Raw genomic sequence first — 11,681 nt, forward strand, 5'->3', positions numbered from 1 at the left:
ACCTGCGGCAACCCACCCAGCCAGCGTTTATGGAGGCGCTCTAGCATCTGTTCGAGTGAGCGATCCGACCCTGCCTCCCCGGCCGAGCGCGCGCAGGATCTTGTTCGGTCTGCCGTCGGCGGGACGCAAGTGGCCCGGCGGCGTTCGGGCCGCGCTGGCATTCGGGATTCCGGCGTCGCTCGCGTGGCTTCTCGGCCACCAGGATGCGGTTCTTCTGATCGTCTCGGGCAGTTTCGCGGTCATCTACGGCGAGGGCAAGCCGTATCGCGCACGGTGGCGCGTCGTGCTGACCGCGGGAGCTGCGTTGGTGACGTCGGTGTGGATCGGTGCGTCGTCGGGAACGAGTCCTGTCCCTCTCGTGCCTGTTCTGACGCTGTCGGTCGTCGCCGCGATTGCCGTCTATGTCGTCGCGGCGCTGCGCATCGGCGTGCCAGGCGCCTTCTTCTTCGTCCTCGTCTGCGCGATGTCCTCGTATCTCCCGAGCGCCGACATCTCGCCGACGACGGCAGCAGCCTGGGCCGCGACGGGTGCCGTCACCGCCGCGATCGTCGCGATGTCGCCGGTCCTGTGGGCCCCGCACGCGCCGGAGCGGCAGGCGGTGTGTGCCGCCGTCGCGGCCGTCGCGGCCCATGGCGTGGATCCGAGCGTCAGGAGAACGGCCGGGTCACGACTGCACGTGGCCTGGAAAGCCGTGTACGACGCCGGTCTGCCGCGTCGATCCCCGCGGCCGGCTCTCGTCACGACATTGTTCGACGCCCAACTGCGCTTCGCGGCTGCTGTACGCGCGGGCGGCGGTCTCGATCCCGACGACGCAAGCGACGTGCTTCCGTTGGATCGCCCGAGTGTGCGGTACCGATTGGCACGGTCCCTCGATCGCCGCTCGCACGCGCTGGCGACGTCCGCGCGCGTGTTCGCTGCCGCGCTCGTCGCGGGTGGTTCGGCCGTCGTACTCGGTCTGCCGCGACCGGACTGGGCCGTTCTCGGTGCCGTTCTCGTTCTGCAGCAGGGACCGGACCGCATCCATGGCAGTTACCGGGGATTGCTTCGGCTCGGCGGCACCGTGCTCGGGGTCGGCGTCTTCGCGCTGCTGCAGTTCGTATCTGTTCCCGGTGCGGCCGTCATCGGTGTGGTCATGGCGCTTCAGTTCCTCATCGAGGTGTCGGTGCCGCGCAACTACGGCCTCGCCGTCGTGTTCATCACGCCGCTCGCACTGACGATCGGCACGTTGTCGCACCCCGGTGCGTCGACGTCCGCCGTCGTCGCGGATCGGATCGTCGAGACGGTTCTCGGCGTCGCCGTCGCCTTCATCGCACTGTGGGGCGCCCAGCGCCACGCGTTCCGACGCGCACTGCTGTGGTCCGACGGGCGGGTTCTCTCGCTGTCCGACGCACTCGTGCAGTGCGTGACGACGTCGCACCCGTCGGATCCGCGGTGCCTGGAGCTTCGCCGCGACGTGCAGTTCGAACTCGTCAACTCGGCCCTCGCCGGCGCGGAGGCAGCACACAACGATCGCCGCTGGGCCGCGTCGCAATGGACGCGTCATGTCGCGGTGGATCGCGTCGGATACGAGCTCCTCGCCCAGTGCGCGGTGGTCGCCGACAACGGCTCGTTCGGCGACCCGTCTCCGTGGGCCTCGAGAATCGGCGACCTCCACTCGCTACCGAAACAGCACTGACGGTCCGGTTCCGTAGGGCGTTTCAGGATGCCCGTTTCGATACGCTCCGTGTTTGCGAGCTGCCGTTCTCATCGGGGGCACGAAACAATCTGCGCCCGAGCACCTTCTCGGTTCACCGACCCGAAACCGCCTGGACGGTAATACTATTGACGAGTCCGCTCACGAGGTGGACGTCTGCTCATCGATGTCGGGCCAACGGCACCAATCCGGCCCGCGTGCGCCTTGCCGTCGGGAGGGTCGGTTCGGATGACCACGTTGCCATGTTCTGTGCCGCATCTGCGATGCCGAGTACCCGGGCGCCCCGGCGCCACCATTCGTCGTGCCCGTCTGCTCGACGCGTTGAACGACGCAGTCGCACAGCCCGGCACCGTCACATTGCTCACTGCGCCTGCCGGTTCCGGAAAGACGACGTTGCTCGTCGACTGGTTGACCGACAGCCGGACGTCGGTCGCCTGGCTGTCCGTCGACGAAACGGACAACTCGCTCGCGTCGTTGCGCCAGTGCATCGCATCGGCACTGATGCAGAGCGGATCGACTGCCGTCGCCGACGCGGTCGCCGATCTCCCCGCCCCTGGTGAACCGGGCTACGAGAACTACAGCGCTCTGTTGTTCGCGGCGCTGGAGAGTGTCGACGAGCCGGTGCTCATGGTGCTCGACGACGCCCATCTCCTGCACGACTCCGACGTTCTGGTCGCGTTGGGAAACTTTCTGCACTGGCCTCCGCCCAACGTGCACACGGTGATCGCCGGCCGGTTCGAACCTCCACTCGCACTGCAGAAACTGCGCCTCGACGGTCGCGTCCGGGACGTCACGACCGACGACATGGCGTTCACCCGCGCAGAGGCCGACACGATGTTCGCGGAATCTGGAATCCTGTTGAGCAGCAGCGCGTTCGACGCCGTCATCGCACGAACACAAGGCTGGGCAGCGGGCCTACGGATGGCCGCGATGACGCTGGCCGACCATCCCGATCCCGGCTCTGCGGTCGAGAAGTTCACCGGCTCGCAGCACAGCGTCGCCGACTATCTCGTCAGCGAGGTGCTCGCAGGGCTGACACCCGACGTCCGACGTTTCCTCGTCGAGACATCCGTACCCGCCTGGTTCACCGTCGATCTCGCCGAGCAGCTCACCGGCGTCCGCGATGCGCGCGGGACGCTCGACATGCTGCTGGCCCGCAACTTCCTGATCGAGCAGACCCCTGGCCCCGAACTCACCTACCGCTATCACCCGCTCATGCGCGAGTATCTGCGCGCCGAGATGTACCGGCTGGGCGCCGCGCAGGTACGAAACCTGGAAACCGTTGCTTCACAATGGTTCACCGATTCACGACAGCCTCTCAACGCACTCGAACACAGTACCCATTCCGGCGACGGGCCGGCCATCGTCGCCACGTTGACCGCGTCGGGGCTCGATCTTGTTCTGGAAGGGCATTCGGACGCGATTCTCGGCGCCCTCGAACACAGCCCACGCACGGTGTCGGACTCGACGTACGGCCGATTGCTCGGCGCTGCAGCACATTTGACCAACGGAAATACGGCACCCGCGATCTCGACGCTGACCGCATTGCGACGTCGCGCATCGGAAGACCCCGAATCGGAACTGCTGCGCCGCGTACTAGAGGTTCAGGCCGCGATGCAGACCGGCAACATTCGCGCCGCGCTCGAGCACCTCGAAATCCTCGACATCGGGCAGGCGGACAGCCCTGGCCTCGACGCGTTCACGCTCGCGACCGCGGGCATCGCGAGGCTGTATCTGGGACGCACGACCGAGGCCCGACGGCTGCTCGTCGACGCGACGTCCCACGCGCGTGCGGGACGACTGCATCGCACGGCACTGATGTGCATGACGGCGACCACCGCGGCGAACCTGCTCGACGGACACCTCGACGACGCTCTGCACGGGTCTCGTGCCGCCGTCGACTACGCCCGGAGCAACGCGATAGGAGATACCGAGATCGCCGACGCGGCCCTGTCGCTCGCTGCTGTCGTCGCGCATCTGCGTATGGACGCCGTGTCTCATTCGACGACGCTGTGGGCGTCGATCGGTTTCGCATCGGAGCCCGTCGTCGCCGATTACGGGCGCCGCACGGCGAGCGCACTGCACACGCGCACCGACGCTCGTGGTGTGCCGCGGATAGGGCGCGAGTGGATCGAGTACGAGCGCCCGGTCATTCCCGGTCTCGAGGCCCTGCTGGCTCCCGTCGTCCAGCAGAAGTACTTCGCGGCGGGTGAGTCGCTGTGGGCTGCCGAACTGGTCGGGGTGACGTCGCGTCGGCTCGGCCGGACCGGGGAGGTCTCGTTGCTCGCCGCCGACGTGCATCGACGAGCAGGCCGGCTCGACGCAGCGGAATCGGAGCTCACTCCGGTCGTCGACGGAACCCGGCACTGCGCGAGCCCGGTGACATCGATACGTGCGCTGCTCGCTGCATCGTCGATCGCGCATACGCGTCGTAACCCGACGAAGGCGTACGAGCTGGCGGTACGCGCGTTGACCCTCGCCGAGCCGGAACGGATTCTTCGTCCGTTCGCCGAGGCCGGACAGAACGTGCGCGACGTACTGACGCGCAATCACGGCAGGTTCGGCCGCCTCGAATCGTTCGCCGACGAGGCCCGCGCCGCGATACCTGCGGGTCGAGCCGACACCGCACCTCGGTCGTCGACGTCGCTCACTCCGCGCGAGCTCGAGCTCCTTCGGGAGCTGCCGTCGTGGCGGACCGCGGAGCAGATCGCGTCGGACCATTTCGTGTCCGTCAACACCATCAAGACGCACCTGCGGGGCATCTACCGGAAGCTCGAGGTCCGGTCCCGTCGGGATGCGATCGCCGCTGCCCATGAGCTGGGGCTCCTCTGAGGCGGCTTCGCCGCATGTGCACGGAAATACATAGCCCTCTATGTATTTCCGTGCACATGCGCGAAGCGCACTTCACCATCTGCGGGTGATGCCACCCGCGCCGATGTCTTGGACTCTGGAGTTCATAGTCAGACGCGGACCCGAAGGAGCGGCACCATGGCGCAGCCTGCCGACATCGATGCACGGGGAATCCGATACGAGTTCGTCGTCGAGGGGTCGTTGTCCGACCGCGCGAAAGCAGCCTTTCCGGATCTGGCCGTCTCCCACGTTCCACTGACCTACACGCGACTGTTCGGACCTCTGGACGACGACACCGCGCTGCGCGGAATGCTGGCTCGATTCGATGCGCTCGGGTTGACCCTCGTCGAGCTCAGACGGCTTCCGGACTGACGTGCTCCCCAACCCGACCGTTGGGGGCTTGTGCCCGGTAGTACACTCGCTTCCATGCAGCGCGCGCTCCTCCTTGATCGCCGCGACGGGGTCTGATCCAGACTGGCTTCCCGTCGCGGGGTTTCATCGCGCCGGTCGATCATCAAATCAGCCAGAACTTCGGAGATGAGACCATGTCACCAGCCGACGCATTCACGTCCGGATCACGCACCATCACCCCTCCCTCGCGGCCCGCACCCAGCGACCAGCCTGTGTGGAACACGCAGAAGAACTCGTCGATGCCGACCTACCGGTACCGCCCGTTCGCGGAAGAGGTCGAGCCCGTCACGCTGTCCGACCGCACGTGGCCGGACAAGATCACCGACCGGGCACCGCAGTGGTGCGCCGTCGACCTGCGTGACGGCAACCAGGCGCTGATCGACCCGATGAGCCCGGCGCGTAAGCGTCGTATGTTCGATCTGCTCGTCCGTATGGGCTACAAGCAGATCGAGGTCGGATTCCCGTCGGCCAGCCAGACCGACTTCGATTTCGTCCGCGAGATCATCGAAGACGGCGCGATTCCCGACGACGTATCCATCCAGGTTCTGACGCAGTGCCGCCCCGAGCTGATCGAGCGCACCTACCTCGCCTGCGAAGGCGCACGCAACGTCATCGTGCACTTCTACAATTCGACGTCCATTCTGCAGCGCCGCGTCGTATTCAAGGCCGACCGCGACGTCATCAAGAAGATCGCCACCGACGGCGCACGCAAATGCCTCGAGGTCGCCGCGAACTACCCGGACACCGAGTGGCGGTACGAGTACTCCCCCGAGTCGTACACCGGCACCGAGCTGGCGTACGCCAAAGAGGTGTGCGACGCGGTCGTCGACATCATCGATCCGACGCCCGAGAAGCCGATCATCCTGAACCTGCCCGCCACCGTCGAGATGGCGACGCCGAACGTCTACGCCGATTCCATCGAGTGGATGAGCCGCAACCTGAACCGTCGCGACAGTGTCATCCTGTCGCTGCACCCGCACAACGACCGCGGAACGGGCGTTGCCGCAGCCGAACTCGGCTACCAGGCCGGTGCCGACCGCATCGAGGGATGTCTGTTCGGTAACGGCGAGCGCACCGGCAACGTCTGTCTGGTGACGCTGGGCCTGAACATGTTCACGCGTGGCATCGACCCGCAGATCGACTTCTCCAACATCGACGAGATCCGACGGACCGTCGAGTACTGCAACCAGCTGCCGGTCCACGAGCGGCACCCATACGGCGGCGATCTGGTCTACACCGCCTTCTCCGGAAGCCACCAGGACGCCGTCAACAAGGGTCTCGACGCGATGAAAGTCGCTGCGGACGAGCAGGATTCGGACGTCGACGACATCCTGTGGCAGGTTCCGTACCTGCCCATCGACCCGAAGGACGTCGGCCGCACGTACGAGGCCGTCATTCGCGTCAACTCGCAGTCCGGCAAGGGCGGCGTCGCCTACATCATGAAGTCCGATCACGGTCTGGCACTGCCGCGTCGACTGCAGATCGAGTTCTCGCAGGCCGTCCAGCGCATCACCGACGGCGAGGGCGGCGAGGTATCGCCCAAGGAGATGTGGGACGTCTTCGCCGACGAATACCTGAGCCCGATCCGCCCGCTCGAGCGCATCAAGCAGAAGGTCATCGCAGCCGAAACAGACGGCGGCACAGACCAGATCGTCGCGACGGTCAAGATCGACGGCGTCGAACAGGACATCAACGGACACGGAAACGGCCCGCTCGCGGCGTTCGTCGACGCACTGTCCACCGTCGGCTACGACATCAGCGTGCTGGACTACTCCGAGCACGCCATGTCGGCAGGCGACGACGCACAGGCAGCCGCGTACGTGGAAGCCTCGGTCACCGGACCGAACGGCACCGCCGTCACGGTCTGGGGCGTCGGCATCGCGACGTCCATCACGACGGCATCCCTGCGCGCCGTCGTCTCGGCGGTCAACCGCGCTTTGAAGTAGAACCAGCTCGCACCGGACTCCCGCTACTGTCGATCACCTGTGACCGACAGTGCGGGAGTGTCGGGCGAACAGCGAGACCGCCACGGTGAGAACCGCTACCGCGATCATGGCTGCGACCGTTCGTCCGTAGCCGGTCAGCAATTGTTCGACGGCTGAATCCGATATCTCGCTGATCGTGCCTGCGAACACGAACTTGCGTAGTTCGAGAGGAAGCGCACTCGTCACGACGGACAGAATGACCGCGGTACCGACGACGAACCCGCTGGTCTGCAGCAGCAGGCGCATGGCATTCGCGATACCGAGTCGTTCGTCGGGCAGATCTCCCATGATCGCGGTCGCATTGGATGGCATGAAGAGGCCGGATCCGAATCCCGCCACGGCCAACCCGACGAGAAGAACCCACAGCGGCATTCGACCCGTGGTTCCGACGAACAGGACGACGAGGGCGACCACCGTCACGATGTTGCCGACGACGGCGAGCGTCGACGGGGAAACGGTGCGTTGCAGGGGGCCCGAACTCAGTGATGCCGTCAACGCAGCGACCGCCACTGGAAGCACCATCACGCCCGCGACGAGCGGTGTGACACCCGATACCGCCTGGAAGTACAGCGCCATCAGGAGTACGACTCCGCTCTGCGAGATCGAGTTGAGGAACGACGCGAGTAACCCGAATCCGAACGGCCAGTGCTTGAACAGCGCGATGTCGATCAGCGGATCGTCGACGGACTTCTCGAACCACAGGAACAATGGGACTATCGCGGCACTGACCAGTAGTCCGCCGATGACGAGCGGGTGGGACCAACCGAGCGATGTAGCTTGAGACAGCGCCGCAAGACCACACGTCAGTGCGACGAGAATCATCGCGTTGCCCCGCAGATCGAGCGAGTACGAACGAGAAGTGGACGCCGTCGGTTTCAAAGCTACGAATCCCCAGATCAGGCACAGAATTCCGATCGGGACATTGAACCAGAACACCCATCGCCAGCCCGCCTGCTGGGCGAGGAGACCACCGAGCGTCGGCCCGCACAGTTGCGCGATGGAGAACGACGCGAGGTAGATGCCCATACCCTCGCCGAGGCGTCGGCGCGGAAAGGCTGCAGTGACGAGAGCGGCACTGTTGGTCAACAGCATCGCGCCGCCAGCGGCCTGAATCACCCGGAACCCCACCAGCCACCAAGCATTGGGGGCAAGCCCGCACGCGACGCTTCCCACGGTGTAGAAGGCAAGGCCGGTGAGATACATCTTTCTGCGACCGAACATGTCGGCCATACGGCCGAATGCCACCAAGAGCACAGTGTTGGTGAGCATGTAGGCCAGAAGGATCCAACTGGCCGCGAGGCTGCTGGCGTCGAAATGCCTTGCGACGGTGGGTAAGGCGACGTTCAGCGCACTGCCCGACATGCCGATCACCATGCTGGCGAAGGCGACGACGCTCAACGTTCTCCACGCGTCGCGCATCATGTCGCGTTCGGAACCGTCAGTTCCTGGCGCGTCGGTTTCGATATCGGTGTCGTTCGCCTCGGGTCGCGCTGTCACTGGCCGACACCTGGCGCCGGGGACGTCGTCTCGTCCAGGAACGTGAGCATCGCCTGTACCGAACTGCGAGCCGCGTTGCGCACGTCGGGATCGGCGATATCCGGATACATTCGCGTAACCAGCGATTCGAGGGATGCGCTCGATTCCGCGCGCAATTCCCTGACCTGGTCGATACGACGATAGCGCGCCTGCAACCGACGCGCGGATGCCGCGGCCAGATCCTCGATCACCGGCCCGTGGCCGGGGCACGCTCGTACGAGTGCGGACGCGCCGAGGCGCTCCAGCGCGCTCAGACTGTCCAGCATCTCACCGAGCAGTCCCGGGTGCACCACCGGAGAACCGTTGCCCAGCACTGTGTCTCCGGTGAACACGACTGCCTCGCTCAACAGGTGCACACATAGAGAATCGCGAGTATGACCGGGTGTCAGCATGATTCGAGCGTCCACGCCTCCCGCGAGAACCAATCGATCGCCGTCGGCCACCGCCGAACCCACGTCACGAGATGCCTTGGTGATAGGCGTGCCGGTGCGCTCGGACAATGCGGGCGCACCGCCTGCGTGATCGCCGTGACCGTGAGTGAGAACGATATGCGTGACGTGACGAGAACCTATCGCCGCAGCTACAGCCGCGGCGTGTGCTGCGTCGTCGGGACCGGGGTCGATCACAGCGCACGACCGGGATTCGGGATCACCGACGATCCAGGTATTGGTCCCTTGGAACGTCCACGCACCGGCATTGGGGGCGAGCACCCATTCGACCCTCGGGGCCACTCGGGTGGCGACACCGACGGATGGAAAATCGGTTCTGGAATTCGACATGTCAGCCTCTCTAGAAGACACTTCTAGAATCGTACTCCAGATAATGATCTTTACGTTGCGAAACATGTTCGGGCATAACAAAACCCTCGTGAGTGGTTGTACCGATGACCACTCACGAGGGTTGCGTCCCTACTTTGCCGCGATCTTCCTGATCATGTCGCACATGATGTCGGCAGCGACGTTGGCCTGTTTCTTGGTCTTGCAGTTCAGCACGACCTCGCGCGCCGACTCGACGATGATGTCGGTGAGCACGCCGAGTGCGATGCGGTGCTCACTGTCGTCACCCGGCCCGAGCAGCGCCGAGTTCTGTCTGATCCACTCGATCCTGTTGTCCCGCCGCAGTTTTTCGAAACCCGGCGGGCCATCGGAGTCGATGAACACCAGCGCCACGTCGCGCCTCTGCCAACTGCCTGCCAGGAACGTGCGCGCGCCGACGCAGAAAAGTTCGAGTGGATCCGTTGTGCCGCTGCGTCGTTCCGTCAGAACGGAGGACCGAACCTGCTCGAGATGTGCGGTGTTGTGGCGGTCCCACAGGGCGGTGAACAACTCGGACTTCCCGCCGAAGTGGTGATACAGGCTGCCGGTGCTGCTCCCTGCACGCTCGACGATGTCGGCGATGTTCGCGTTCAGAAAGCCCGCCTCGGCGAAAACCTCCAGCGCTGCATCGAGCAATTTGCGCTGCGTCTCACCGGTTTTGCTCCACTGCCACGTCGTCGTGACGACTGTCTTCTCGGCCATACCCACCCCAGCACTCGATCCACTGAACACCTGAAGCGAGCGTAATTCTAGAATTGGCGGGCGGTCAAGTCGTACGGACGGCTCGTCCTCAGGCAACCCCCAGGATGAGCGTCGCGCCGGCCGCGAACATGCCGCCGTTTCCCTGCACCAGGCTCGTCCGTACGCCGTCGACCTGGGCCGGCGCAGTCCCACGCAGCTGGCGGACGGACTCCTGGATCGCGAACATCCCGTACATGCCGGTGTGGGTATAGGAGAGCCCGCCGCCGTTGGTGTTGACCGGAAGCCTGCCGCCCGGGGACGTATTGCCCTCGCGAACGAATTCGCCTGCCTCTCCCCTCCCCACGAAGCCCAGATCCTCGAGCCCGTACAACGGTAGGTGGGCGAACGCGTCGTAGATCATCACGTGGTCGATGTCCGACGGAGACAGTCCCGCCTCTTGGAAGGCGGCAGCTCCAGCATTCTTGAAGCCTTTGAACGACGTGAAATCCTCCATCATCGAGATGCCCGGCCCCTCGTAGCCCTCGCCGGTGCCGAGGATCTCGACCGGCGGAACGTCCAGGTCACGTGCACGATCTATCGTCGTCAACACGAGCGCACCGCCGCCGTCGGTGACGAGACAGCATTCGAGCAGATGGAACGGCCATGCGATCACCGGTGAGTTCTGCACGTCGTCGACGCTGATGGGGTCGCGGAATTTCGCTCGCGGGTTCATTCCTGCCCATGTACGTTGCGCGACGGCAACATCGGCCAGATGGCGCGCCTGAGTTCCCGTCTCCTTCATGAACCGCAGGAACGGCAGCGTGAAACGACTGGGCGGACCGGTCACCCCGTAGGGCGCCTCGAACTGTCCGGGCAACGACGCGGGGTCGGGCGCGTACCCCGGAGCGCCCACTCGCGATCGCCCTGATTCACCATGCGTGATCAGGACGACAGAGCACTGCCCCGCCTGCAATGCCGCGACGGCATGGCGAACGTGCGTGAGAAACGAGGTTCCGCCGACGCTCGTCGTATCCATCCACCGCGGTTCGATACCGAGACTGTGTGCAACCGAGAGTGGGCCCGGCATCGATACCCCCGCGATCCCATCGACGTCCTTGGGATCGAGTCCGCAGTCCGCCAAAGCATTTCGGGCCGCTTCCAGATGCAGGCCAAGGGTCGACCGGTGCGGAAGCGTTCCGATCTCGTCCGTCTCGGCCGCGCCGACGATGGCGACGCGGGCGCTCACGACGTGCTCCGAGCAGGCTGGAACACAGGCACTTTCGTGTCGCCACGCTCCTCGAAGCGTACGACGAGGTCCATGTCGAGCGGCAGCAGATCGGGGTCGGGCGCGACACCGACGATGTTGGTCATCATCCGTGGCCCCTCTTCCAGTTCGACGACGGCAACCACATAAGGTCCTTGCTCCTCGAATCCCGGTCCGGGTCTGTGTTCGATGACGTAGCTGTACAGCGTCGCGCGGCCGCTGCACTGGAGCCAGTCGACGTTGTCGGAGTTGCACGCGGGACAGAAGTCCCGGGGATAGAAGTACCGGGTCATGCAGTTCAGGCATCGCCGAACCACGAGACGATCCGCTGCCGCCTCCGACCAGAAGAACGCAGTCTCCGGAGTGGGCTTCGGGGCGAGCTTGCGGAGCGCCTTCTTCGGTTTCACCTCGGTGGCCGAAGGCGCTGTGGAACTTGTCATCGCTTT

9 protein-coding genes are annotated in these 11,681 nt (G+C 65.1%); 4 read left to right on the forward strand and 5 right to left on the reverse strand.

Annotated features, from left to right (window positions below):
- Nucleotides 1-55: 55 nt before the first annotated feature.
- From CHB96_RS06085 to leuA, 4 genes are all read left to right on the forward strand, one after another.
- Entirely contained in the window at nucleotides 56-1,675 is a 1,620-nt protein-coding gene (locus tag CHB96_RS06085; RefSeq protein ID WP_141136443.1) for an FUSC family protein, read from the forward strand.
- 246 nt (nucleotides 1,676-1,921) lie between these two features.
- A complete protein-coding gene (locus tag CHB96_RS06090; protein ID WP_089244139.1) occupies nucleotides 1,922-4,525 on the forward strand; it encodes a winged helix-turn-helix domain-containing protein in 2,604 nt (867 codons plus the stop codon).
- A gap of 156 nt (nucleotides 4,526-4,681) precedes the next feature.
- Nucleotides 4,682-4,915 (forward strand): DUF8691 family protein, encoded by a 234-nt coding sequence (locus tag CHB96_RS06095; RefSeq protein WP_089244141.1) that lies wholly within the window; start codon nucleotides 4,682-4,684, stop codon nucleotides 4,913-4,915.
- 173 nt (nucleotides 4,916-5,088) lie between these two features.
- Nucleotides 5,089-6,900 carry a 2-isopropylmalate synthase gene (gene leuA, locus CHB96_RS06100; RefSeq protein ID WP_089244143.1) on the forward strand — a complete coding sequence of 604 codons (1,812 nt, stop codon included), beginning with the start codon at nucleotides 5,089-5,091 and terminating at the stop codon, nucleotides 6,898-6,900.
- Nucleotides 6,901-6,933: 33 nt separating this feature from the next.
- Here leuA and CHB96_RS06105 read toward each other — a convergent pair whose 3' ends face one another.
- The 5 genes from CHB96_RS06105 to CHB96_RS06125 form a co-directional block, all read right to left on the reverse strand.
- Complete coding sequence (locus tag CHB96_RS06105) at nucleotides 6,934-8,436, reverse strand: DHA2 family efflux MFS transporter permease subunit (protein WP_245865298.1); 1,503 nt, start codon at nucleotides 8,434-8,436, stop codon at nucleotides 6,934-6,936.
- Entirely contained in the window at nucleotides 8,433-9,254 is an 822-nt protein-coding gene (locus tag CHB96_RS06110; RefSeq protein ID WP_176444169.1) for an MBL fold metallo-hydrolase, read from the reverse strand. Before CHB96_RS06110 ends, CHB96_RS06105 begins: the two co-directional genes overlap by 4 nt.
- Before the next feature lie 129 nt (nucleotides 9,255-9,383).
- Entirely contained in the window at nucleotides 9,384-9,992 is a 609-nt protein-coding gene (locus CHB96_RS06115) for a TetR/AcrR family transcriptional regulator (RefSeq protein ID WP_089244147.1), read from the reverse strand.
- Nucleotides 9,993-10,080: 88 nt separating this feature from the next.
- Entirely contained in the window at nucleotides 10,081-11,217 is a 1,137-nt protein-coding gene (locus CHB96_RS06120; RefSeq protein ID WP_089244149.1) for a thiolase C-terminal domain-containing protein, read from the reverse strand.
- On the reverse strand, nucleotides 11,214-11,675 hold the full coding sequence (locus tag CHB96_RS06125) for a Zn-ribbon domain-containing OB-fold protein (protein ID WP_089244151.1): 462 nt from the start codon (nucleotides 11,673-11,675) through the stop codon (nucleotides 11,214-11,216). Before CHB96_RS06125 ends, CHB96_RS06120 begins: the two co-directional genes overlap by 4 nt.
- Between the last annotated feature and the right edge of the window lie 6 nt (nucleotides 11,676-11,681).

Origin of the sequence: Rhodococcoides kyotonense, assembly GCF_900188125.1 — a bacterium.
GTDB classification, from domain to species: domain Bacteria; phylum Actinomycetota; class Actinomycetes; order Mycobacteriales; family Mycobacteriaceae; genus Rhodococcoides; species Rhodococcoides kyotonense.

Coding starts and splice junctions, on each gene's coding strand:
- CHB96_RS06125 (WP_089244151.1), bottom strand. CDS start 11,675: ATGACAAGTTCCACAGCGCCTTCGGCCACCGAGGTGAAACCGAAGAAG.
- leuA (WP_089244143.1), top strand. CDS start 5,089: ATGTCACCAGCCGACGCATTCACGTCCGGATCACGCACCATCACCCCT.
- CHB96_RS06095 (WP_089244141.1), top strand. CDS start 4,682: ATGGCGCAGCCTGCCGACATCGATGCACGGGGAATCCGATACGAGTTC.
- CHB96_RS06110 (WP_176444169.1), bottom strand. CDS start 9,254: ATGTCGAATTCCAGAACCGATTTTCCATCCGTCGGTGTCGCCACCCGA.
- CHB96_RS06115 (WP_089244147.1), bottom strand. CDS start 9,992: ATGGCCGAGAAGACAGTCGTCACGACGACGTGGCAGTGGAGCAAAACC.
- CHB96_RS06090 (WP_089244139.1), top strand. CDS start 1,922: ATGACCACGTTGCCATGTTCTGTGCCGCATCTGCGATGCCGAGTACCC.